Source organism: Maricaulis sp., assembly GCF_048269565.1.
Classification (GTDB): domain Bacteria; phylum Pseudomonadota; class Alphaproteobacteria; order Caulobacterales; family Maricaulaceae; genus Maricaulis.
Map to the genome: position 1 here is coordinate 73,840 of NZ_JBLXIK010000001.1, position 21,732 is coordinate 95,571.

Here is a 21,732-nt window from a genome sequence, read left to right on the forward strand (position 1 = left end):
CATGCTCGGCCTGGGGCGGATTTACTGGGTGATCGCGGGCGCTCTGGCGGGCCTGGTCCTGCTGCTGGCGCTCGACGAGGTCTTTCCGCCGCCGCTTGAACAAGCCGCGGCGCGCTCGCAACTGGTGCGCGACCGCGATGGTGAATTGTTGCGTGCCTTTCCCGTCGAGGGCGGGCGCTGGCGCATGGCGGCCGATCTCGATCATATCGATCCGGATTTCATCGCCGCGCTGCTGGCCTATGAGGATGCGCGTTTCTACCAGCATGCCGGCGTCGATGCCGCAGCGGTGGTGCGCGCCGCCTGGGAGGGGCTTCGGGCCGGACGGATCGTCTCGGGCGCCTCGACGCTGACGATGCAGGTGGCGCGCCTGCTCGAGCCGCGGCCGCGCACTTTCGGCGCCAAATTCCTGCAGATGACCCGCGCGGTGCAGCTGGAAATGCGTTTCAGCAAGCGCGAGATTCTCGAACTCTATCTGACGCTGGCACCCTATGGCGGCAATCTCGAGGGGGTGAGGGCGGCGTCCTGGGCCTATTTCGGCCGCGAGCCGGATGCGCTGACCGTTGAACAGATCGCCTTGTTGATCGCGCTGCCGCAATCGCCCGAGGCGCGCCGGCCCGACCGGAACCCGCAAGCCGCGATTGCGGCGCGTGGCCGGGTGCTCGACCGGCTGGCGAGCGTCGGTCTGGCCCGCTCCACGGCCCGGGCCGATGCCGCGCTGGATCCGGCGCCGCAGCGCCGCGGTTTTCCGGGCGATGCCTGGCAGGTCGCCGAGACCCTGGCACGCAGCCATCCCGGTCGCTCCGACATGGTCTCGACCCTCGATGCCGGCCTGCAGCGGGCGCTGGAACAGCAGGTGCGTGACAATCTGCCGATCCGCGATGATGCGGCCCAGATCGCGGTGATGGTGGTTGAAACCGGGACCCGGGCGGTGCGTGCGGCGGTCGGCTCGGCCGGGCGCGAACGGCCGGGCGGCTGGATCGATCTGACGACGCGGCCGCGCTCGCCGGGCTCGACCCTGAAACCCTTCATCTATGCCATGGCCTTCGACGATGGCCTGGCGGCGCCGGAGACCCGTATTGCCGATCTGCCGCGCCGCTTTGCCGGTTATCAGCCCGACAATTTCGACCGCCGTTTCCGCGGCGATGTCACGATTGCCGAGGCCCTGCAGCACTCGCTCAATATTCCCGCCGTCACCACGCTCGACGATGTCGGGGCGCGGCGCTTCTCTGCTGCGCTCGGTTTCGCCGGTGCCCGTCCGGAACGTCCGCAGGGCGCGGCGCGTGATGACGGTCTCGCCGTGGCGCTCGGCGGCGCCGGGCTGAGCGTGCGCCAGCTGGCGGTGCTCTATGCCGCGCTCGGCGATGACGGGCACGCGCGGCCGCTGCGCTGGCTCGAGGGCGAGGACGCGCAGGATCCCGGCACCGGCTACGCCCTGATCAGCCCCGAATCGGCGCGCGAGATCCTGACGATATTGCGCCGCGCGCCGCATCCGGGCGGGCGCATGCCAGCCAGTCTGACGACGGCGGCGCCGGAGATAGCCTTCAAGACCGGCACCTCCTATGGCTTCCGCGATGCCTGGTCGGCCGGGGTGTCGGGCCGCTATACGGTGGTGGTCTGGAGCGGGCGGGCCGATGGTGTGCCGCGTGAGGGCATTACCGGGCGTGAGGGGGCCTTGCCGCTCCTGTTCCGCGTCTTTGACCTGATCGAGAGTCTCGAGCCGGGCCAGGCCCAGCCGGATCGTGACGAAAGCGAGCTGCCACCGGCGCCGCTGACCATGGCGCGCTTCCAGCTCGACCCGGCGCCGCAAATCCTGTTTCCGCCGGATGGATCGGAAGTGTGGGCCGAGCGCCCGGGCCGCGGCTTTGTCCTCGCCGCCCAGGGCCAGAGCGCCGTGAGCTGGTATGCCGATGGCGAGCCGGTCGGGCGCAACGCACTGGGCGACGCTGTCTGGTATCCGGATGGGCCGGGCTTCTATCTGGTTGAGGTCGTCGACAGCGACGGCCGCCGCTCGCGGGCGCGGGTGCGGATCCGGATGGATAGCTGAGCGCGGCGCACGCGCTTGTGATCGCCGGCCAGGCGACCGCGGCGAAATGCTGGCCTATGCTGGTGCGCCCGGCCCCTGATTTCGGAGACATCCCGTGCTGATCGCCAGTCTCGCATTTATTGCCAGCCTCGCCGCTTCGGAACTCGATCGCGAACCATCCATGTTGCTGGGGCTCGAGACACGCGAAAGCAAGACGCTGCTCAGCGAGAACGCCGAGGATTTCTACGGTCTCCAACTGACCCCGCGCGACAACCGGGTGTGCCAGGTGCGCGCCTTTTTTCGCGGCGCACCGCCGCGGACCGCACGCTATTGTGCCGGACGGGTGACGGGCCGGCAGGTGGCGCGCTCGGGCGTCGCCGTGCTGGGCGTCGGCGAGACGGTGCAAGGCATAGGCACCTGTTTCGGCCGCAACCGCCGGATCGTCGCCGTGCGCTTCTTCACCGGTGCCGGCGAAACGGTGACGGCGCAGACCGCGGCTTGCACCGGCAGTTTCCAGGAAGTGCGCTGCCAGGAGGGCTGGGTGGTGCAGGGCGTGCAATTGTATTTTGGTGGCGCCAGCTGGTTGCGGCCGCAACCCGGCCTGCAGGGCCTGCGCCCGCTGTGCACTGCACGCACCGCGCCCTGACCCCCGCCGCGCCCTTGCCAGCCGGGCGGATCAGAGCAAAGCTTGCCGGCAACAAGGGAGGGTTTGAAACCATGCGTCATGTCCTGATTGCGGCGGTGTCGGTTTTGCTGACTGCGCCGGGCGCGCTGGCCGAGGATGCGCCGGGCTGGGCGCTGGTCGTGCATGGCGGCGCCGGTGTGATCGAACGCGGCGCCATGACGCCGGAAACCGATGCGGCCTATCGTGCGGCTATGACGCGGGCGCTTGCGACCGGCGAGGCGGTGCTCGAATCAGGCGGCAGCGCGATCGATGCCGTCGAGCGGATCATCACCGAATTGGAGGATGATGCGATGTTCAATTCCGGCCGCGGCGCGGTGTTCACTGCGGCCGGGCGCAATGAGCTGGATTCCTCGATCATGGATGGCCGCGACCTCAATGCCGGTGCGGTCGCCGGTGTCACATCGGTGCGCCACCCGATCTCGCTGGCGCGCGCCGTGATGGAACATTCCCCGCATGTGATGCTGCAGGGCGAGGGTGCCGAGACCTTCGCCGCCGAGCAGGGGCTCGAGATTGTCGATCCTGCCTTCTTCTTCACCGAGCGGCGCTGGGCCTCGATGGAGCGCGAGCTGGGCCGGCTCGGCCTGCCGATCCCGCCGCGTCCCGAGGGCGCGCCCGGGCCGGAGCCGGTCGATGAGGGGGCGCTGCTGCGCGACAGTCGTGAGCACCGCTTCGGCACGGTTGGCGTCGTGGCGCTCGACATGCAAGGCCATGTCGCGGCCGGCACCTCGACCGGCGGCACCACCGCCAAGCGTTGGGGCCGGGTCGGCGACAGCCCGATCCTCGGGGCCGGCACCTATGCCAATGACCGCTCCTGCGGCGTTTCGGCGACCGGGACGGGCGAGTATTTCATCCGCCTGACGGTGGCCAGCCGCATTTGTGCCCTGGTGGAATTCGAGGGGCTGGACCTGCAGGCCGCCGCCGACCGGGTGATCCAGGACGAGCTGACGGCGATGGGCGGCGATGGCGGTGTCGTCGCGCTGACGCCGGCCGGCGAGATTGCCTGGAGCTTCAACACGCCGGGCATGTACCGGGCACGTCAGAGCGCCGGCGGTCAGCCGCTGGTCGCGATTTATGGCGATGAGGAATGAACATGACCCCGCCCGCCGCCGAACCCGATATCAATGTCAACATGCTGTTCGCGACCCCGGTGATCGAGGTGCGACTGCCGATGGCCGATCAGCTGATCGAACCGTTGCGCGCCGCGATCACGGCGCGGCGGCAGCAGTCAAAGGGGATTGCCCGCTCCAATATTCTGGGCTGGCACTCCGACACCGAGATGCTGCACTGGGGCGGCAATGCCGCGCAGACCCTCGCGGTCGAGACGATGAAGCTGTGTGGGCGTTTCACCAGTGACATCGTCGCGGCGCAGGGGCAGTCGCGCTATGAAATGGGCATGGAGATGTGGGCCAACATGTCGCCGGCCGGCGCGTCAAACCAGATGCATTGCCATCCCGGCTCCTTCTGGTCGGCGAGCTTTTATGTCGATGATGGCGGCGATCCGGAGGACGGTCTCTTTGTCGCCCAGGATCCGCGCTTTCCAATGATAAGGATGGCCGCCCCGGACCTCGTTTTCACTGACGCCGAAGGAAACCGGCAATTGTCGCAGCACCGGATCGCGCCGGAGCCTGGCAAGCTGGTGATCTTTCCATCCTGGATGATGCACGCCGTGCGGCCGCACACGGGAAGCCGCGACCGGATATCGGTGGCGATGAATATCATCGCCATGCCCGCACCACCGCCCGCCTGAGGCTGCGGTCAGAGCACCGAGGCGGCGCCGCGGGTGAAATAGGCGTTGTCGGCGGTCATCTGGTCGATGATGTGATCGAAGGTGGCGCGGATACGTCCGCTCTTGCGCACGGTCTCGTGCGCCACGACCCACAGGTCGAGCGAGGATTCAAACTCCGGCAGGACGCGCTCGAGATCGCGGTGCTGGCAGGCCAGACGGTGTGAGGTGATGCCGATCCCGTATCCGGCTTCAAGTCCGCGCACATGAGTCGTCGGCGTATTGGCACGAAAGGCGACATGGCTGGGCACGACTGCCGCGCCTTCATCCGTGCTCGGCCAGCCGAAATAATCGCCCATCGACCAGCCGACACAGGTGTGGTCGGCAAGGTCCTCGACCCTCGCGGGCCGTCCTCGCTCCGCCAGGTAGGCTTTGGACGCATACAGGCCGGCGCCGACCGTGGCACCGCGGCGTCCGATCAGGCTTTGCTGTGTGCCGGGGCCATTCCAGCGCAGGGCTATATCGGCTTCACGATCGGCGAGATTGGCCGGGTGATTCTTGATCGAGATCTCGATGCCGATGCCCGGATTGGTTCGATGGAAGCTGGCCAGTGCGCGCGGCAGCCAGTCGGCGCCGATGCCTTCCGAGGCTGAAATCACCACCCGGCCGGACAGGCTCTGGTCCTGGGCCACCACGGCGCGTTCGATGGCCGAGGCCTCTTCGCGCATGCGCGCGGCATGGCCGACGATTTTCTGGCCCAGCGGCGTCAGGCGGGACTGGCCGTTATCCCGTTCGAACACAGGCTCGCCGAAGCGTTGTTCCAGGGCTTGCAGGCGCCGCGTCACCGTCGGCTGGCTGACGCCAAGCTGGTGCGCGGCAGCCGTCAGGCTGCCAGCTTCAGAGATGGCGAGGCATACGAGATAGTCGGACCAGTCTTCCATGCAATTCTGTATATCTATGATCCTGAATTCGTCAATTCCATTCGAATACCTTTGTTCCCAAGTTGAACGCTGTTCACTCATGGAGTTACCAATGTTTCGTTCAATCATCCTCGCCACCGCGCTCATTGCCGGTGCGACCGCCGGCGCCCAGGCGCAGTCCTGTGACGCCGAGCCACAATTCGCCGCTCACCGGACCGCCAATAGCGGCGTGCGTGCCCAGTATAATGCCGTCACGCGCGGCGAATGGCGCCAGGTGATCCATTTCGGCGAGGAAATCGCCAATTCCGGAGCCGCCCCCGGCCAGCGCGCTGCGGCCCTCAGCAATCTGTGCGCAGGCTATGCTGCTACCGGTGAGTTCGAGCTGGCCATTGAAGCCTGCGACGCTGCCCTCGAACTGCGGGACGACGCCTGGCGCGCGATGAATAATCGCGGTGTAGCCCACTGGCTTGCCGGCGACCGCGCGGCGGCCATCGCCGATTTCAATGCTGCTGCCGCGCTCGCCGGCGATGAAGACGAAGTCCGGGCGAATCTTTCGCTCGCACAATGCGCATAGTCTTGGTCGTCCCTCCCGGGCCCCAATAATCTTTGCCGCATTCATTCGGGCCGGAGCTGAAGCTCCGGCCCGCTTTTTCCTGCTGACACAAGCGTCTTCTATTGGCGCCGCTTTGACAGTAAAACACGGGCTCGCGCCGTCGGCAGAGCCTGTTTCGGCCTGCGTGACATTCGCCGTCAGTCCCGGAACATGCGGGGCGCAGAGCTGGAATGAGGACTGATGACCCAGGGGCCTCCCGAACAACTCGCTGCCGGCTATCGCCGGTTTCGCGCCACCAGTTACAAGGCGCAAAGCTCGCTCTACCAGGAGCTCAGCCAGGGACAGAAACCCCATACGCTGGTGATTGCCTGTTCCGACAGCCGTGTTGATCCTGTGCATATTTTCGGTGCGCGGCCGGGCGATCTTTTCGTCGTGCGAAATGTCGCCAACCTCGTGCCCCAGATTGATCTTGATGGCGGCCGCCACGGGGTTTCCGCGGCGCTGGAATTTGCGGTCGAGCAGCTGGCGGTCAAACATGTCGTGGTGATGGGGCATGGTCAGTGCGGCGGGATTGAAGCCTGCGCTGTCGGTCTCGACAAGCTGGAGAGCACCTTCCTCGGGCCCTGGCTGGAGCCGCTTGAGCCGACCCGCGAAGAGGTGCTCGCCAAGGTCGGCGAGGCCAGTCTGGCGACCGTCTGCGACCAAATGGAATTGCTCGCGGTGCAACAATCGGTCGGGCGCCTGCACCAGTTTCCCTTCGTCACTGCGGCGGTGAAGTCGCGGGGCATGCAATTGCATGGCGCCCGCTTTTCGATCGCGACCGGCATTCTGGAATGGATGCGGTCCGATGGTGTGTTTGAGCCGGTGGAACCGTGACCCGGTCAGGGCCAGTATCGCCCGAGACGTGAATCAGGTCCGGCCGGGAGGAAAGCCGCAGTGAGCAAAGCGCCGCAAATTGCCGCCGATCCCGCCTGGTTTCCCGATGCCCATGATGCCGGCAGCCACACGCTGCGCCTGAGCCGGATCAGCCGCAAGGCGCTGGCCGAGGAGGCGTTTCTTGATGATCGCTGGGATCGCTCGGCGGCCGAGCAGGCGGCCCATCCAGTCAGTGACTTTGCCGGTCTGCCACTGCCCAGACGCGCGCCCTGTTTCATCTGGCACACGGCATTTTGTGGCTCGACCCTGCTGGCGCGCTGTCTCGATAGGCCTGGCTCCAATCTCAGCCTGCGCGAACCAGCGGTGCTGATGAGCCTGGCCAACATGAAACGCACCCAGGGCGCCGAAGCACTCGGCCGCGAGCTGGGGCCGGTGTTGGCACTGCTCTCACGCCCATTCGTGTGGCGCGAACATGTGACGATCAAGCCGACCAATACCGTCAACAACCTCGCCGGTGATGTCGCGCGTCTTCTGCCGCAGGCGCGGCACTTGCTGCTCTATTCCGATATCCGGGCCTTCCTGCTCTCCATCGCCAAGAAGGGCGAGCCGGGGCGGGCCTTCGCGCGGCAGCTGTTCACGATTTTCGCCATGGACGGCCATGCCATTGCCGGCACCGCGCCGCGCGAATTGCTGAAACTGACCGATTTGCAGATCGCGGCGCTGGTCTGGCACATGCAGCTGGCCAGCGTGCTTGAGGGCGCGCGCGCCGCCGGTGCCGGACATTTCGCCTCGCTGGATGGCGACCGCTTCCTGCAAGAGCCGGAGCCGGCGCTGAATGCGGTTGATGCCTTCTTCGGGCTCGGACTTGGGGCCGGCCACGCCCGCGAGCTGGTCGCCGGGCCGATATTCGCCCGCGATTCCAAGGACCCGGCCCAGGCCTATAGTGCTGCACGCCGCACCGAAGAGGCCGAACAGGCCGCGCGCGCGATCGGGCCATCGCTCGATGCGATTATCGAGTGGAGCTACGGTCTGTTCCCGGCCTCGCCGCGCGCCGGCGCCATGCCGCATCCTTTGCTGGCGAACTGATCCGGCTTGGGCCACACTGCCGTCCCGGCCATCCTTTGGAAATTCACAAGAAGGGAAGTCAACGCACATGAAACTCGCCTCGCTCAGAAACGGCCATCGCGACGGAAAACTCGTTGTTGTATCAAAGGATCTGGCCTGGTGTACCGATGCCAGCCTGATCGCGCCGACGCTGCAGGCGGCGCTCGATGACTGGGCGCGCTGCGAGCCGGAATTGCGCACGCTGGCCGATCAGCTCGAGCGCGAAACGGTGCCGTCGGAGCGCTTCCATGAGCGCGACGCGCTCTCGCCCTTGCCGCGCGCCTATCAGTGGGCTGACGGTTCGGCCTACGTCAATCACGTCGAACTGGTGCGCAAGGCCCGCAATGCGGAAATGCCGGCGACCTTCTGGACCGACCCGCTGATGTATCAGGGCGGCTCCGATGCCTTCCTCGCCCCGCGCGACAATATCCCTCTCGGCGATGAGGCCTGGGGCTGTGACATGGAAGGCGAAGTGGCCGTCATCACCGGCGATGCGCCGGCGGGCTGCTCGCCCGACGAAGCCGCCAAGGCGATCCGTCTGGTGATGCTGGTCAATGATGTCTCCCTGCGCGGGCTGATCCCGGGCGAACTGGCCAAGGGCTTCGGCTTCTTCCAGTCCAAGCCGCCCAGCGCCTTCTCACCCGTCGCCGTTACGCCGGACGAGCTGGGCGATGCCTGGGACGGCAAGAAGCTGCATGGCGAATTGCTGGTGAAATATAATGGCGAAATGTTCGGCAAGGCCGATTGCGGCACCGACATGACCTTCGATTTCGGTCAGCTGATCGCCCATCTCGCCAAGACGCGTCCGGTCACCGCCGGCACGATTGTCGGTTCGGGCACCGTCTCCAACAAGCTCGATGGCGGCCCCGGCAAGCCGATCAGCGAAGGCGGGGTCGGCTATTCCTGCATCGCCGAGATCCGCATGATCGAGACGATCGAGAACGGCAAGCCCTCCACGCCCTTCATGAAATATGGCGATACCGTCCGCATCTCGATGAAGGATGCCGCCGGGCATCTGATTTTCGGGGCGATCGAACAGGAAGTCGTCAAGGCCTGAGACCGGCCCACACTGCAGACATGAGCCAGACACGAGAAGGCCAGGACCGTTACCGGTCCTGGCCTTTTCATTTGAGAGATGGCGCCTGTGTCAGATGGCGCTGGCCGGGCGCGGCGCCGCTGTGACGGCCGGGCTGGCCTTGCGGCGTGATTTCAGGCCCAGCGCCAGCATGGGTGCGAAACCGCCGACCTGAAGTGTCAGCATCTGGAACACTATCGGTGCGCCGAGGCCGGCAATCATGCCCAGCGCCAGGCCGAGTGCCGGTTCGGGCATGCCGATGAAGTTGTAGACCATCTGCAGGCCGAGCGCGCCGAACATGTGGTAGAGATAGATCGAGAAGGAATACTGGCCGACCCAGGCCAGCGGCGCGATGGTGAAGCGGTGCATGATCAGCGCACCGGAGAAGCACAGGCCCAGGCCGAGCGCCACGAAGTCGCGGCGCAGCAGCTCATGGCCCGGATCGGAGAGCACGATATAGGCGTGCACCGCGAACATCGTGACCAGGCCGCCGACCAGCACGGTCGAGACCAGTCGCCGCGGCAGCTCACCCACCTTGGCCAGTTCCATCCGGTTGATCACCAGACCGAGCGCGAAGAAGGGCGCCAGATAGGGCGTGTGGAAGAAGGAGAACAGTTTGATCTCGCCGCCGAAGGGCGTCAGGAACAGGACCGAGCTGACCGCAAGGAAGCCGACGGCGACCTGCAGCGGCGCGCGTGGCCAGATCCAGTCCAGTGCCGCGATCACCAGGAAGATGGTCAGGATCGAGTGCAGGAACCAGAAATGCGCATAGGGTTCCAGATAGACCTGCCAGAAATCACCCAGCGGCACGGCGAAGGCACCGCCGAGCACGGTGTTGACGACCGCAAAGGCCGTCGCGGCGAACAGATAGGGCAGAACCAGGCGGCGCGCCTTGCCGGTCAGGAATTTGCCACCTTCGCCGCGGCGGATCGGGCGATAGCCATAGACAAAGCCTGACAGCATCGCGAACAGCGGCATGCGCAGATGGAAGAACAGGGCCGAGAACATGGCGAAGGGGTGATCCCAGTCGAGGCGCAGGCCGTGTTCGGGCGCTTCACCGATAACGTGGAAGGCCACCAGCAGGACGCAGGCGAGCCCGCGCAGCGTATCGATTCCCATATTGCGATTCGTGCTCATCAATCTGGCTCCCATGGCGCGCGTCGGATGTCTCAATCCGGGGATATGCGCCAAACACAGCAAGTCGCAGGCCAGACAGGCGCGAAAATCGCGGTCGGGTGCGGGGCAGTGGAAACAGGGTTTATGCCCGGTTAATTCGACACTTGCGGCAGGTCTCTGAGGATGTAGCGGGTGCCGTCAAACGCCTCGAAAGCCTCGTCGATCTGCGGGTGGCTGACCGGTCCGTTCTCGGCGTCGGGCAGCAGGTTCTGCTCGGAGACATAGGCGCCGTAATAGCTGTCCTCATTCTCGGCCAGCAGGTGGTAGAAGGGCTGGTCGCGATCGGGGCGCACCTCTTCGGGGATGGCCTGGTACCATTCCTCGGTATTGGAGAATTCCGCATCGACATCGACGACGACACCGCGGAACGGGTAGAGGCGGTGGCGGACGATATCGCCGAGTCCGAATTTGGCTTCACGCATTTCCATCGCAACACTTTGAACCCTGCCGGTTAATTTCCTGTGGGCCAATCGCAGTCGCCGCGGCGAGTGCGCCGGGCCCGCGCGGCCCCTGATTGCGTTACGCCGCCTTGCGGCGTGGTGGAAGACGGGTATGCTGAACATGAAAAGAAAATTGGGCCAGATCGTGATGCGCCGGCCTTTGCAGGCGCTCCGTACTGGCGAAAGGACTGACATGGCGGAGCCTTCGCCCCCGGAAAGCCCGGGGACCGGATCCGCCGCACGCAAGCGGGGCGGACGGCGCAGGCCTGCCGCTCCAGTGTACGGCGCGATCGATCTGGGTACGAATAATTGCCGTATGCTGGTGGCGCAACGCACCAGTGGCGGCTTTCAGGTGATTGATGCCTTCTCCCGCGTCGTCCGGCTGGGCGAGGGGCTCAATGCCCATGGTGTGCTGTCGCAGGGCGCCATGGACCGTGCCGTCGAGGCCCTGCGCATCTGTGCCGACAAGCTCGGCCGCCACGCCCAGATCCGCCACCGCGCCATCGCCACCCAGGCCTGCCGTGAAGCCAGCAATGGCGTTGAATTTCTCGAACGCGTGAAGGCCGAAACCGGCATCGCCTTCGACCTCATCACCCCGGAGGAAGAGGCGCGCCTGGCCCTGCATGGCTGTCTCGACCTGCTCGATGAGGCCAAGGATGCCGCCCTGGTGATCGATATCGGCGGCGGCTCGACCGAATTGTCCTGGGTTGACCTGGCCGCCTGGCGTGAGCGCGGCGGCCTCAAGAGCGGCGGCCGTCCGCCGGTGCGCTCCTGGACCTCGACCCCGGTCGGTGTTGTCACCCTGGCCGAGCGCTTTCCCGAACGCGAGGACCGCCAAGCCTGGTATAACGACATGAAAGCCTATGTCCGCCAGCTGATGAAAACGCCGCGCGGCGCCCGCTCGATGCGGCCGATCTTCACCGAAGGCCGGGCGCATCTGGTCGGCACTTCCGGCACGGTGACCTCGATTGCCGGCGTACATCTGCGCCTGCCGCGCTATGAACGCTCCAAGGTCGACGGTCTGTGGATGAGCTGTGCCGAGGCCGAGGCGGCCTGTACGCGGCTGCGCGATCTCGATCTGGCCGGGCGATCGCTGGAGCCGACCATCGGTCATGACCGCGCCGAGCTGGTACTGGCGGGCTGTGCGATATATGAAGCGGTGGCCGAGCTGTGGCCGGCGGATAACCTACGCGTCGGTGATCGTGGTCTGCGCGAAGGCCTGTTGCTCAACCTGATGCGGCGCACCAAATCGCGCCGCCGCCGCAAGAAATCGCCAGGAGCGACCAGCACATGAGTGGACCTTCGGACGAAGACGACAACAAGCCGGCCGGTGATACGCCGCCGGTTGACGACAACAAGCGCCGCCGCCGTGTCGGCGGGCCGGTCACCAAGGGCGGTGACAGCCGCGCCTCGAAACAGATGTTCGAGCGCGTCAAGACCGCGCGCGGCCGCAAGACCTCGTCGAAGAACTGGCTGCAGCGCCAGCTCAATGACCCCTATGTCAAGAAAGCCCAGATGGAGGGCTATCGCTCCCGTGCCGCCTACAAGCTGATCGAGCTCGATGAGCGTTTCCATTTTATCCGTCCGGGCATGCGCATTGTCGATCTCGGCTCGGCGCCGGGCGGCTGGCTGCAGGTCTGCGTCAAGAAGGGCGTGGCCGAGGTGATCGGTATCGATCTCCTGCCGATTGATCCGATTGATGGTGCGACGATTTTCGAGAAAGATTTCACCGAGGACGACGCGCCCGACATGGTCAAGGCCGCGATGGGCGGACCGGCCGATGGCGTCATCTCCGATCTGGCGCCCTGGACCACCGGCCACAAGAATACCGACCATGTCCGCATTGTCGGCCTGGTCGAACTGGCGGCGCTGTTCGCGTTTGAAACCCTCAAGCCGGGCGGTTTCTTCATCGCCAAGGTCTTCCAGGGCGGCGCCGAGGGGGAACTGCTCGAACAGCTCAAGCAGAAATTCGCCAAGGTCCGCCATTTCAAGCCCGCCTCCAGCCGCTCGGAAAGCGCCGAAACGTTTTTGATTGCGATGGGGTTTAAAGGCTGAACCCCTGAGGGCGACACCATTTCCGACCTCAAACCGTCGGCTTGTCCCCCAGCAAATACCGCGGCCCCGCGCCAAGCCGGGCGGCGCGATCGTCCGGATTGTAGAGGGCGCATTTTTCCAGCGACAGGCAGCCGCAACCGATACAGCCATCGAGCCGGTCGCGCAGGGCGGTGAGGCGCGTGATGCGTTCCTCCAGCGCGTCGCGGAAGCTGGCGCTGATCTTCGCCCAGTCGGCGGCGGTCGGGGTGCGGCCTTCGGGCAGGGTGGCGAGGCGCTCGCCGATCTCCTGGATCGAGAAGCCCAATTGCTGCGCGATCAGCACGAAGGAGAGGCGGCGCACATCGGAGCGCACAAAGCGCCGCTGGCCGCCGGCATTGCGTCCGGCGCGGATCAGCCCCCTGGCCTCGTAAAACCGCACCGCCGAGACGGAGACGCCGACCCGTGCGGCGAGTTTGCCGATCGGAATGAGGTCCGTTGCACGCATGGTTTCCGTCCCCCGGTTTGGCTGCAAACAATAGCTTGACCTCAACTTAAGTTGAGCAATTACGCTTGGCAAATCGACCGGCCCATCGCTCGAATCCATTGCTTGAATCGGGGGCCGGCATTTGCACGCGTCAGAAAAGGAAATCCCATGACGACAGGCCTGCTGGAACACGTCAATTTCACCGTCGCCAATCCGCCCGAAACCGCCGCCATGCTGTGCGACCTGTTCGGCTGGCACATCCGCTGGAGCGGCCCCTCGGCCAATGGCGGCCACACCGTCCATGTCGGCACGGATGACCAGTATCTCGCACTCTACGGCGCCAGAACGCCCGAGTCGGCCGACGCACGCAGCGCCGCCCGCCAGGCCAATCTCAACCATGTCGCCATCCTCGTCGACGATCTCGACGCCACCGAGGCCCGCGTTCTCGCCGCCGGCTATCAGAGCGAAAATCACGGCAATTACGAGCCGGGCCGGCGCTTCTATTTCTACGACGGCAACGGGATCGAGTTTGAGGTGGTGAGCTATGCGGCTTGAGGGGTGAGAGGGGCTCTGCCCGGCATCGGCCGGCTTCCGCCAGACACAACCCCCAACACCAACCCACCATCTTCCCCCGGAGGAGCGCAGCGAATTCCGGGGCGTGCCGGAGGATTGGAGTCTGGCTGGATTCCCCTCAGGCAGGCCCCGGAACAGGTCCGGGGGAAGTCGCTTGTTGTTCGTTTTGAAGGAGCCGGGCTCTGCGCGCCGGGGTATTCCCGCACCGCGTCTAAGCCCCGCGAAAACTCAGTCGCCGCGGCTTCCAGCCGAAGCTCAGCACCAGCGCCGCCGCCGCCGGGGCCGCCTGGATATAGGCGATGGCCGGGCTCACCGTGATCGCGCCATAAACTCCCGCCGCGATGACGCAGAGCAGGAAGAAGCGCAGGAATTCGCGATTGCCGCGCAGCACGCTCCAGACCAGTCCGGCGGCGAGAAAGCCGTTATACAGGCCCTGATTGGCGGCGAGGGTGGCGGTCTGTGCGGCCTGTTCGGCTGTGAGGCCGAAGACCTGCATCCCGGCTTCTTCCTGCCAGAGGAACATCTCCAGCACCAGAAAGCCGGCATGCTCGATGGCGACGATCAATGCCGCGACAATGGCCAGTATCCGCATCATGGCGCTCCCCGTGCTGCCTGTCGGGAAACCACAGCACGCGCGGTGCGGCCGGGCAAGCGCTAATCAGGCGGTGCCGGGCTCGGCACCGTCCGGGGCAAACCTGTCCTGCCAGGCGGCAATTGTGGCGCGATTATCATGGTCCCAGGGGTGAAAACCCGGCTTGTACCAGGCCCAGTAGGTGCGCCAGCCCTTGCGGAACAGGCCCGGCTTGAACAGCAGATACCACAAGACCCGCGCCCGCGCCGTCCACGGGCTGACCCCGTCGGCGATCAGCAGGCGTGAGGCATAGCGCGAGATATTCGAGGTGAAGAGGAGGGTCACCAGCGCCATCACCCGCACCCGCGCGAAATAGCGCTGGCGCGGTTTCCAGCTGGCGGTGACCTGCTGGAAGACATCGAAGGCGACCGCCTTGTGTTCGGTCTCTTCCAGCGCATGCCATTGCCACAGGCGCAATATGTCCTCATGCGTGCCCTCGAACACGCTGCCATCCTCGAGCGTGACATCGGCAATCATCGCCGTGAAATGCTCGAGCGCGATCGTCACGCAGAGCATGGCAATCGGTCCGCGTTCCCGTGTCACCCGGATCCGGTCGCGAATCTCCGCCTCGATCTCATCGATCGGATAATGATTGCGGTCGAGCCCGCCATTGAGCGCGACATGCTCGCGCGAATGGATCGCCTCCTGCTTGATGAAGGCCTTGGCATCCTCCAGCAGCTTGCCGGAAAGCTCGCCCCGATAGTGGCGCACCGCGTCCATGAACAGGCGCTCGCCATCGGGGAAGGTCAGCGACATCGCATTGAACACCGCCGTCGCCACCGGATCGCCGCCGAGCCAGGCCTTGTTGTGGGCGGCCTCGGTCGCGAAATGGATATCGCGCGGCGTGACGGTGAGGTCGTCGGGGGTGGTCTTGGTGGCGGCGGGGGCGGCGGTCATGGGAGCGTGTCCTGTTACGGTTGGGCGCATTGTGAACGCTGTTCACTTCGGGCGCCAGCAAAAAAGCGGACCGGGTCCGTGATGGCTGCCGGGCCGGGTAAAATTGCGTGGCGGGCGGGCAGGTGCTTTGATGCCGGCCTGGCTTTTGGAGGGGATGACATGACCAGACTTGCATTGACCGGCGCGCTGGCGCTGGCCCTGGCCGGCGCCAATGGCGCAGCGGCCCAGACGCGCCAGGTGCAACCGGCCGTGCAGCGCCCGGACAATTCTGCCGCAATCGCCCAGCGCCCGCCGCGCGACAATGGCGAGACAGTACCGGTGGCACAGGAATCCTCCGGCATTCTGATCGATATCTATAATCGCGTCCTGCGCGCCTGTTCGACGGTGAGCCATATCGAGCGCACCGTCCAGATCCGCTGTGCCGACGGCAGCAGCCTGGAATATACCCAGCGCTGCACTCGTACCGGCGCCGGCGGGCTCTGGCCGGAATGCAACTATTCGGAAAGCTGCGAAGCCGTCGACGTCCCCAGCTGCCCGCCGGTGGAAACCAGTCCCGAGGATTGAGGGCCGGGTCTCGGCATGGTTTGCAGGGCGGGTCCTGGCCCGTGGCGGGCCGCTGCTTCCACCTGAAAAAATCCAACCTTTGTCATCCCGGACGAATGCCCCGCGCAGGCGGGGCGCAGATCCGGGACCTACCCGTGAGACCAGCTGGAATGGCGGGTAGGTCCCGGCCCGGAGCCTGCTCCTGAGTACAGAGGGCCCCGGATCAAGTCCGGGCATTCGCCCGGGATGACAACGGGTGGGGGATTGAAAGCGCAGGCACATCCGGATGGCCCCGCTTATCCACGGCCTCCGCCGCAGCGTTATAATCGGGCGATCCCCGCTCTTTGACATCGTTGCCCCTCGCAAAAAATCACAGCCGAAATGCGCCTGCACGTGGCAGTCCCTGCCATTCGATGACAGGGCCGGAGCGCCGTCCCGCCGCCGTTATCGCCAGTTGATACAAGGCGTTGCGCGTCTCAATGCCAGGATGGCAGGATGGCAGACATGCGAAATCATGACAGTCCCGGTTTCTGTCGCCCGCACTCGCCAATTGACCTTCGCGCCACACCTGTTATAGCCGCGCCGCAAGCAGCAAAAAGGAGTCTCTGATGGAGATTCGTGAAGGTCTGACCTTCGATGACGTGCTCTTGCAGCCCGGCCCGTCCGATGTTCTTCCCGCCGACGCCATTGTGTCCACACGCGTGGCGCGCGATTGCGGTCTCAATATTCCGATCATGGCTGCGGCGATGGATACGGTGTCCGAGGCGCATATGGCGATCGCCATGGCCCAGGCCGGCGGGCTGGCGGTGATCCACCGCAATCTGACCATTGCCGAACAGGCCGAGGAAGTGCGCCGCGTCAAGCGTTTCGAGAGCGGCATGGTGGTCAATCCGGTGACGATCTCGCCGGAGGCGACCTTGGCCGAGCTGCGGGCCCTGATGCAGGAAAAACGGATCTCCGGCATTCCTGTCGTCGAGGGCGCGGCGCCGGGCAAGCCGGGCAAGCTGGTCGGCATCATCACCAATCGCGATGTCCGCTTTGCCGATGATCCCAATGAAAAGGTCGGCAATCTGATGACGCGCGACGTCGTCACCGTCAATGAAGGCGCGACCCAGGACGAGGCGCGCGCCAAGCTGCACCGCCACCGGATCGAACGCGTGCTGGTCGTCGATGCCGATCATCGCTGCATCGGCCTGATCACCGTCAAGGATATGGAAAAGGCGCAGGCCCACCCCACCGCCGCCAAGGACCGCGAAGGCTCGCTGCGCTGCGCCGCCGCGACCACCGTCGGCGATAGTGGCTATGAACGCGCCATGGCCTTGATTGATGCCGGCGTTGATGTCGTCGTCATCGACACCGCCCACGGCCAGAGCTCCTCGGTACTCGACCAGGTCAAGCGCATCCGCAAGGCATCGAACCTGTCGCGGATCGTCGCCGGCAATGTCGCCACCTATGACGGCGCCAAGGCGCTGATCGAGGCCGGTGCCGATTGCATCAAGGTCGGGATCGGCCCGGGCTCGATCTGCACGACGCGCATCGTCGCCGGAGTCGGTGTGCCGCAATTGACCGCGATCATGGATGCGCGCCGCGCGGCACAAGGCTCGGACGCCTGCATCATCGCCGATGGCGGCATCAAATTCTCCGGCGACATGGCCAAGGCGATCGCCGCGGGCGCCGATGCCATCATGGTCGGATCCTTGCTGGCCGGCACGGAAGAAGCGCCCGGCGAGGTGTTTCTCTACCAGGGCCGCTCCTACAAATCCTATCGCGGCATGGGCTCGCTCGGGGCGATGGCGGCGGGTTCTGCCGACCGCTATTTCCAGAAGGATACCGAGCGCATGAAGCTGGTGCCCGAAGGCATTGAAGGCCAGGTGCCCTATAAGGGTCCGGTCGCACCGATCCTGCACCAGATGGTCGGCGGATTGCGTGCGGCGATGGGCTATACCGGTTCGAAGACGATCGGCGAGCTGCACGAACGGGCCCAATTCGTCCGCATCACCAATGCCGGCCTGCGTGAAAGCCATGTCCATGACGTCAAGATCACCCGCGAAGCGCCGAATTATCCGACGCAGAGCTAGGATTTGGCGTCTGGCAAGTGACGGGCGCGTATGGCCTGTCTGCGCCTTTGTCGATTGACCGGGAGGGGCGGTGAGCCTTGGCTCGCCCCCCGTTTGAACAAGGATGTTAGTTATGAATTCCGCACTGCTCATTCCCGTCTTCGTCCAGGTCGCCCTGACCTTCGTGCTGGTCTTCACCATGGGCGCGATGCGCTATGGCGCGATCGCTTCCGGCAAGGTCAAGCCGGGCGATATCGCGCTCGGCCAGCCCGGCTGGCCGGTGCGCATCCAGCAGGTCTCGAATGCCTATGAGAACCAGCTCGCCTCGCCGGTCCTGTTCTATGCCGTCACGGCTTTCGCCCTGATCACCGGCGCCACCAGCGTGCTGCTCGTCATTCTGGCCTGGGCCTATGTCGGCCTGCGCCTGCTGCACGCCCTGATCCATGTCACCAGCAATAATCTGCGCTCGCGCTTTATGGCCTTTGCCAGCGGGCTTCTGGTGTTGCTGGGCTATTGGGTCGTGTTCGCTGTGGAGCTGATGACGCGATGATGCAGGTGCAGCCCGCCATCGAGACCGGCAAGGATATCCTCTTCCTGCTCACCGGCGCCTGGGACGGCGTTGACGGGCCGCGCCTGTGTGCCGATTGCTGCCTGATCGAGGGCGCCTTGCTCGGCAATCCACACTGGGCCGAGGCCGTCACCATCGTCCGCATCGAATACCCCCGGCCACGGCCGGAAATCATCGCCCTGCTCGGCGAGGCGCACCAGAATGCGCCGACGCTGATCCTGGCCGATGAGACGAAGGCCCATTCAAAGGTGGAGACGGCGAATGATCGCCGTTTCCTGACCGACCCGATCGCGATCTGCCATCAGCTCGCCACCACCTATGGCGGAGCACAGCCAAAATGAGAGACGCAGCCAAGATCGCCGCAGCGATTGAAATCCTCGAAGTCCAGAACCGCCAGCACACGCCGGTCAAGGATGCCGTGCGCGACTGGGGCAAGGCCAATCGCTATGCCGGTTCCGGCGACCGCGCCTGGATCACCGGCCTCGTGCTCGACGCCCTGCGTCATCAGTCCTCGGTCGGCCATGCGATGCAGGATGACAGCGCCCGCGCGCTCGCCTTCGGTACCGTCGCCCGCGTCTGGGGCCTCTCGGTCGAAGAGATCGACGCCATGATGGACAGCGATCCGCACGCGCCGGAACCGCTGACCAATGCCGAGCGCAGCGGTCTGGAGCGCGATATCTCCGATGCGCCGCTCCATATCCGCGGCGATTTCCCCGAATGGCTCGAGGCCAGCTTCCAGCGCGCCTTCGGCGACAAGGCCGAGGAAGAGGCCCACGAGCTGTGCGCGCGCGCGCCGGTCGATCTGCGCGTCAATGAAGTCCAGGTCGGCTTCGACAAGGCGTTCAAGGAAGTCAGCTCCAAGCTGAAGACAGCCGAGCCGTCCGAGCTCGCCGCGATGGCGATCCGCATCCCGCAGCGCGATCCGCGTGGCAAGTCGGCGGCGGCGGAAAGCATTCCCGCCTATGGCAAGGGCTGGGTCGAGGTCCAGGATATCGGCTCGCAAGTCGCGGCGCTGGCCTCGGGGGGCCGCGAAGGCATGCAGATCCTCGATTATTGCGCCGGTGCCGGCGGCAAGACGCTGGCGCTCTCGGCGCTCTTGAACAATACCGGCCAGATCCACGCCTGGGATATCGACTGGCGCCGCCTGCGCGCCATCTGGCCGCGCCTCAAGCGCGCCGGCGCCCATAATGTCCAGGTCCAGGATGCCGAGGAAGACAAATGCCTCGCCGACCTCGTGGGCAAGATGGATGTCGTCTTCTGCGATGCACCGTGTACCGGTACCGGCACCTGGCGCCGCCGCCCCGACGCCAAATGGCGCCTGCGCGAGCGCGCGCTGGAAACCCGCATGGGCGAACAGGACACCGTGCTCGAGCGTGGCTCGCGCTATGTCAAACAGGGCGGCCGCCTGGTCTATGTCACCTGTTCGGTGCTGCCGGAAGAAAACGGGGACCGCATCACCGCCTTCCTCGCCAGTCACGAGAATTTCAAGCCCGTCCCCGCGATCAAGGCGATGCGCGCCTCCGGCGGTCTCGCCAATGGCGCCGAGGAGATCCTCGCGAAATGCGAAGGCGCCCACGGCGCGCTGCAGCTCTCACCGGCGCGCACCGACACCGACGGGTTTTATATCTGCGTGCTGGAACGCGTGGGGTAGGGGGCTGAACAGCGCGGGCGAGGCCCGCAGCTGATCGCTCAATCCACCCGATAGCCCAGCACGCGCAACCGGTCGCCGACTGCGGCGCTCACCGCCGCGTTCACTGCGCGACCGCCGCCGATCCGCGCGGTGGTTAGGGGCGCGTCCAGCAGAGGCAGGCTGTCGCGCTCCAGCCCGATCAGCTCGATCGGCTGGCGGGTGTAATCCAGCATGGCCGGCTCGTAGTTCAGGCCGAGAAAGCGCAGCAGCGCCGTGATGCTGCGTTTCGGCTTCTTCACCACATCCTCATAGCGCAGGCGCAGCACCCGCCCGGGCGCAAGTGTGGTTTCCGCCTGCAGGCCGATGCCGGTCAGATCGCACCAGTATTTCAGCGCCGCGCCCGGATCGCTGACATGCGCGAAGGGACGTCCATCGGGGCCGCGCCAGTCGCGCTGCAGCAGCGAGGCGGCGACATCGCGGCCGTCGCGGACGATGTGGACGAAACGCGCCGCCGGCAGCAGGCGGCCGAGACGTTCGAAGGCCAGCACATTGAGGCTGGTCTTTTCCACCAGCAGGTCGCCGGGGCTGTCCCGCACCGCTTCTCCGATCAGCCCGGTCAGCAGCCCGGCCATATTGGCGCGGACCTGTTCAGCCTCGAGCCCGAAATCCTCGCGATGCAGATCGCCCAGCTGGGTCGCGAAATTCTCCCATTGCATGGCAATCGCCACGGGCAGTCCTGTATCGGGACCGCAATGAATCCGCGAATGCCCGTCGAGCAGACGGCGTATCAGGGTCAGGCCCGAGCGCGGGCAGCCGCCGAGGAAGACGAACCCGGTGCCGCTTACAGCCTCAGACATAACCCAGCCGCGACAGGGCGGGGCCGGCAATCCGCATGACGCAGTCATGTTGCGACGCGTCGAGCGCCGCCCTCCAGCGCCCGATCGCGCGCGTGTCGATGGGTTGGGCGACGCGGTCATTGCTCGATTCATTGGCGCCCGAGGCCGGATTGAAGGTGCTGGCATGGTCCAGCGCCGCCTCGATGGCATCGCTGTCTTCGCCAAGAAAGGCGAACAGCCCGGCGATCATGTCGCGCGGGTGGCGCACCAGGGCTTCATAGCGCAGCTCGAAATAATTTGGATCCTCGCGCATCGCCGCGCCGGCTTCAACGCTCTGGACCCAGAGGCGGGCCGCTGCTGCGGGATCGCGCGTGATCGCCAACGGCTGGCCGGTGCGGGAGTCCCGCCAGTCCATCGTCAGCAGGGAGGCGACAACATCACGGCCATCGCGAACAATGCCGACCAGCGGACTGCCGGGAAACAGGAGGCGCAATTGCGTGAAGTGGAGAATATTGGCCGGCGTTTTCTCGGCGATACGGCAACCCGATTCTGCCTGTAGCGGCGCCAGAAAGCCATTGATCGTGGAGGCGAAGCGCTGGTGCAGCATGTCGGCATCAAGCCCGTATTGCCGTTCCAGCACCGGCATGTGCAGCTGCTCGATCTGTGAGGACAGGGCCGCGAGCGCCGGCACGATCCGGGATTCCGGCCCGCAGACAATGCCCTTCGACGTATTGACAATGGCGCGCAGCAAGGTCGTCCCCGAGCGCGGCGCGCCGCCGATAAAGATCGGAGCCTGGCCGATGATTTCCTGCATGTCCGATGTCTCCCGCCTGCAGCCATACAAGCGCCGGGGAAGATGATCGTGGGGTGACGGGGCGGTTACGGAAATGCAATTAATTACAGT

Annotated in this window: 24 protein-coding genes; 16 read left to right on the forward strand and 8 right to left on the reverse strand. The window is 65.6% G+C overall.

The genetic code is table 11. The features are described 5' to 3' along the window. Position 1 precedes the first annotated feature (1 nt). The 4 genes from pbpC to ACN0YL_RS00375 all read left to right on the forward strand — a co-directional run bounded on the left by pbpC (position 2) and on the right by ACN0YL_RS00375 (position 4,455). Entirely contained in the window at positions 2-2,044 is a 2,043-nt protein-coding gene (gene pbpC, locus ACN0YL_RS00360) for a penicillin-binding protein 1C (RefSeq protein ID WP_417491911.1), read from the forward strand. A gap of 94 nt (positions 2,045-2,138) precedes the next feature. Beyond that, positions 2,139-2,669, forward strand: a complete 531-nt coding sequence (locus ACN0YL_RS00365; RefSeq protein ID WP_417496649.1) for a hypothetical protein — start codon at positions 2,139-2,141, stop codon at positions 2,667-2,669. 71 nt (positions 2,670-2,740) lie between these two features. Beyond that, positions 2,741-3,796, forward strand: a complete 1,056-nt coding sequence (locus tag ACN0YL_RS00370) for an isoaspartyl peptidase/L-asparaginase family protein (RefSeq protein WP_417496650.1) — start codon at positions 2,741-2,743, stop codon at positions 3,794-3,796. A gap of 2 nt (positions 3,797-3,798) precedes the next feature. Beyond that, a complete protein-coding gene (locus ACN0YL_RS00375) occupies positions 3,799-4,455 on the forward strand; it encodes a TIGR02466 family protein (protein WP_417468360.1) in 657 nt (218 codons plus the stop codon). Between the two features lie 8 nt (positions 4,456-4,463). Here ACN0YL_RS00375 and ACN0YL_RS00380 read toward each other — a convergent pair whose 3' ends face one another. Further along, positions 4,464-5,372: a LysR family transcriptional regulator gene (locus tag ACN0YL_RS00380; RefSeq protein WP_417491914.1), complete on the reverse strand. Its 909-nt coding sequence runs from the start codon at positions 5,370-5,372 to the stop codon at positions 4,464-4,466. Positions 5,373-5,463: 91 nt separating this feature from the next. Between ACN0YL_RS00380 and ACN0YL_RS00385 the strand changes: the two genes are divergently transcribed. The 4 genes from ACN0YL_RS00385 (at position 5,464) to ACN0YL_RS00400 (ending at position 8,941) form a co-directional block, all read left to right on the forward strand. After that, complete coding sequence (locus ACN0YL_RS00385; protein ID WP_417468357.1) at positions 5,464-5,925, forward strand: hypothetical protein; 462 nt, start codon at positions 5,464-5,466, stop codon at positions 5,923-5,925. Between the two features lie 219 nt (positions 5,926-6,144). Then, the gene (locus ACN0YL_RS00390; RefSeq protein ID WP_417496651.1) at positions 6,145-6,780 is read left to right on the forward strand and encodes a carbonic anhydrase; all 636 of its coding nucleotides are present in this window, start codon (positions 6,145-6,147) and stop codon (positions 6,778-6,780) included. A gap of 60 nt (positions 6,781-6,840) precedes the next feature. Further along, complete coding sequence (locus tag ACN0YL_RS00395; RefSeq protein ID WP_417496652.1) at positions 6,841-7,866, forward strand: hypothetical protein; 1,026 nt, start codon at positions 6,841-6,843, stop codon at positions 7,864-7,866. A 67-nt stretch (positions 7,867-7,933) separates the two neighbouring features. Further along, positions 7,934-8,941 carry a fumarylacetoacetate hydrolase family protein gene (locus ACN0YL_RS00400; protein ID WP_417491917.1) on the forward strand — a complete coding sequence of 336 codons (1,008 nt, stop codon included), beginning with the start codon at positions 7,934-7,936 and terminating at the stop codon, positions 8,939-8,941. Between the two features lie 90 nt (positions 8,942-9,031). Here the strand turns inward: ACN0YL_RS00400 and ACN0YL_RS00405 are convergent, their stop codons facing one another. Further along, a complete protein-coding gene (locus ACN0YL_RS00405; protein WP_417496653.1) occupies positions 9,032-10,096 on the reverse strand; it encodes an acyltransferase family protein in 1,065 nt (354 codons plus the stop codon). A 131-nt stretch (positions 10,097-10,227) separates the two neighbouring features. Then, positions 10,228-10,563: a heat shock protein HspQ gene (gene hspQ, locus ACN0YL_RS00410; protein WP_417468348.1), complete on the reverse strand. Its 336-nt coding sequence runs from the start codon at positions 10,561-10,563 to the stop codon at positions 10,228-10,230. Between the two features lie 289 nt (positions 10,564-10,852). Here hspQ and ACN0YL_RS00415 point away from each other — a divergent pair, with 289 nt between their 5' ends. Continuing rightward, complete coding sequence (locus ACN0YL_RS00415; protein WP_417496654.1) at positions 10,853-11,869, forward strand: Ppx/GppA phosphatase family protein; 1,017 nt, start codon at positions 10,853-10,855, stop codon at positions 11,867-11,869. Continuing rightward, positions 11,866-12,630 (forward strand): RlmE family RNA methyltransferase, encoded by a 765-nt coding sequence (locus tag ACN0YL_RS00420; protein WP_417496655.1) that lies wholly within the window; start codon positions 11,866-11,868, stop codon positions 12,628-12,630. The genes ACN0YL_RS00415 and ACN0YL_RS00420 overlap by 4 nt, the downstream gene beginning before the upstream one ends. Before the next feature lie 28 nt (positions 12,631-12,658). Here ACN0YL_RS00420 and soxR read toward each other — a convergent pair whose 3' ends face one another. After that, positions 12,659-13,114: a redox-sensitive transcriptional activator SoxR gene (gene soxR, locus ACN0YL_RS00425; protein WP_417468342.1), complete on the reverse strand. Its 456-nt coding sequence runs from the start codon at positions 13,112-13,114 to the stop codon at positions 12,659-12,661. A 147-nt stretch (positions 13,115-13,261) separates the two neighbouring features. Between soxR and ACN0YL_RS00430 the strand changes: the two genes are divergently transcribed. After that, complete coding sequence (locus ACN0YL_RS00430; RefSeq protein ID WP_417496656.1) at positions 13,262-13,648, forward strand: VOC family protein; 387 nt, start codon at positions 13,262-13,264, stop codon at positions 13,646-13,648. A 229-nt stretch (positions 13,649-13,877) separates the two neighbouring features. Here ACN0YL_RS00430 and ACN0YL_RS00435 read toward each other — a convergent pair whose 3' ends face one another. Together ACN0YL_RS00435 and ACN0YL_RS00440 are read right to left on the reverse strand one after the other, a co-directional pair. Continuing rightward, complete coding sequence (locus ACN0YL_RS00435; protein WP_417496657.1) at positions 13,878-14,261, reverse strand: DUF1304 domain-containing protein; 384 nt, start codon at positions 14,259-14,261, stop codon at positions 13,878-13,880. Positions 14,262-14,324: 63 nt separating this feature from the next. Continuing rightward, positions 14,325-15,194, reverse strand: coding sequence for a metal-dependent hydrolase (locus ACN0YL_RS00440; protein WP_417496658.1), 870 nt, complete (start codon positions 15,192-15,194; stop codon positions 14,325-14,327). Positions 15,195-15,353: 159 nt separating this feature from the next. On the opposite strand from ACN0YL_RS00440, the gene ACN0YL_RS00445 reads away from it, so the two are divergent. From ACN0YL_RS00445 to ACN0YL_RS00465, 5 genes are all read left to right on the forward strand, one after another. Next, positions 15,354-15,758, forward strand: a complete 405-nt coding sequence (locus ACN0YL_RS00445; RefSeq protein WP_417496659.1) for a hypothetical protein — start codon at positions 15,354-15,356, stop codon at positions 15,756-15,758. A gap of 587 nt (positions 15,759-16,345) precedes the next feature. Continuing rightward, a complete protein-coding gene (gene guaB, locus ACN0YL_RS00450; RefSeq protein ID WP_417496660.1) occupies positions 16,346-17,815 on the forward strand; it encodes an IMP dehydrogenase in 1,470 nt (489 codons plus the stop codon). Between the two features lie 112 nt (positions 17,816-17,927). Next, a complete protein-coding gene (locus ACN0YL_RS00455) occupies positions 17,928-18,344 on the forward strand; it encodes an MAPEG family protein (protein ID WP_417496661.1) in 417 nt (138 codons plus the stop codon). Next, complete coding sequence (locus ACN0YL_RS00460) at positions 18,341-18,703, forward strand: DUF3088 domain-containing protein (protein WP_417491932.1); 363 nt, start codon at positions 18,341-18,343, stop codon at positions 18,701-18,703. The genes ACN0YL_RS00455 and ACN0YL_RS00460 overlap by 4 nt, the downstream gene beginning before the upstream one ends. Continuing rightward, positions 18,700-20,013, forward strand: coding sequence for an RsmB/NOP family class I SAM-dependent RNA methyltransferase (locus ACN0YL_RS00465; RefSeq protein WP_417496662.1), 1,314 nt, complete (start codon positions 18,700-18,702; stop codon positions 20,011-20,013). The genes ACN0YL_RS00460 and ACN0YL_RS00465 overlap by 4 nt, the downstream gene beginning before the upstream one ends. Positions 20,014-20,051: 38 nt before the next feature. Here the strand turns inward: ACN0YL_RS00465 and ACN0YL_RS00470 are convergent, their stop codons facing one another. Further along, complete coding sequence (locus tag ACN0YL_RS00470) at positions 20,052-20,849, reverse strand: sulfotransferase family protein (RefSeq protein ID WP_417496663.1); 798 nt, start codon at positions 20,847-20,849, stop codon at positions 20,052-20,054. Next, positions 20,842-21,642, reverse strand: a complete 801-nt coding sequence (locus ACN0YL_RS00475) for a sulfotransferase family protein (protein ID WP_417496664.1) — start codon at positions 21,640-21,642, stop codon at positions 20,842-20,844. Before ACN0YL_RS00475 ends, ACN0YL_RS00470 begins: the two co-directional genes overlap by 8 nt. Positions 21,643-21,732: the final 90 nt, after the last annotated feature.

Coding starts and splice junctions, on each gene's coding strand:
- pbpC (WP_417491911.1), top strand. CDS start 2: ATGCTCGGCCTGGGGCGGATTTACTGGGTGATCGCGGGCGCTCTGGCG.
- ACN0YL_RS00370 (WP_417496650.1), top strand. CDS start 2,741: ATGCGTCATGTCCTGATTGCGGCGGTGTCGGTTTTGCTGACTGCGCCG.
- ACN0YL_RS00375 (WP_417468360.1), top strand. CDS start 3,799: ATGACCCCGCCCGCCGCCGAACCCGATATCAATGTCAACATGCTGTTC.
- ACN0YL_RS00380 (WP_417491914.1), bottom strand. CDS start 5,372: ATGGAAGACTGGTCCGACTATCTCGTATGCCTCGCCATCTCTGAAGCT.
- ACN0YL_RS00385 (WP_417468357.1), top strand. CDS start 5,464: ATGTTTCGTTCAATCATCCTCGCCACCGCGCTCATTGCCGGTGCGACC.
- ACN0YL_RS00390 (WP_417496651.1), top strand. CDS start 6,145: ATGACCCAGGGGCCTCCCGAACAACTCGCTGCCGGCTATCGCCGGTTT.
- ACN0YL_RS00400 (WP_417491917.1), top strand. CDS start 7,934: ATGAAACTCGCCTCGCTCAGAAACGGCCATCGCGACGGAAAACTCGTT.
- ACN0YL_RS00405 (WP_417496653.1), bottom strand. CDS start 10,096: ATGAGCACGAATCGCAATATGGGAATCGATACGCTGCGCGGGCTCGCC.
- hspQ (WP_417468348.1), bottom strand. CDS start 10,563: ATGGAAATGCGTGAAGCCAAATTCGGACTCGGCGATATCGTCCGCCAC.
- ACN0YL_RS00420 (WP_417496655.1), top strand. CDS start 11,866: ATGAGTGGACCTTCGGACGAAGACGACAACAAGCCGGCCGGTGATACG.
- soxR (WP_417468342.1), bottom strand. CDS start 13,114: ATGCGTGCAACGGACCTCATTCCGATCGGCAAACTCGCCGCACGGGTC.
- ACN0YL_RS00430 (WP_417496656.1), top strand. CDS start 13,262: ATGACGACAGGCCTGCTGGAACACGTCAATTTCACCGTCGCCAATCCG.
- ACN0YL_RS00435 (WP_417496657.1), bottom strand. CDS start 14,261: ATGATGCGGATACTGGCCATTGTCGCGGCATTGATCGTCGCCATCGAG.
- ACN0YL_RS00440 (WP_417496658.1), bottom strand. CDS start 15,194: ATGACCGCCGCCCCCGCCGCCACCAAGACCACCCCCGACGACCTCACC.
- ACN0YL_RS00445 (WP_417496659.1), top strand. CDS start 15,354: ATGACCAGACTTGCATTGACCGGCGCGCTGGCGCTGGCCCTGGCCGGC.
- guaB (WP_417496660.1), top strand. CDS start 16,346: ATGGAGATTCGTGAAGGTCTGACCTTCGATGACGTGCTCTTGCAGCCC.
- ACN0YL_RS00455 (WP_417496661.1), top strand. CDS start 17,928: ATGAATTCCGCACTGCTCATTCCCGTCTTCGTCCAGGTCGCCCTGACC.
- ACN0YL_RS00460 (WP_417491932.1), top strand. CDS start 18,341: ATGATGCAGGTGCAGCCCGCCATCGAGACCGGCAAGGATATCCTCTTC.
- ACN0YL_RS00465 (WP_417496662.1), top strand. CDS start 18,700: ATGAGAGACGCAGCCAAGATCGCCGCAGCGATTGAAATCCTCGAAGTC.
- ACN0YL_RS00470 (WP_417496663.1), bottom strand. CDS start 20,849: ATGTCTGAGGCTGTAAGCGGCACCGGGTTCGTCTTCCTCGGCGGCTGC.
- ACN0YL_RS00475 (WP_417496664.1), bottom strand. CDS start 21,642: ATGCAGGAAATCATCGGCCAGGCTCCGATCTTTATCGGCGGCGCGCCG.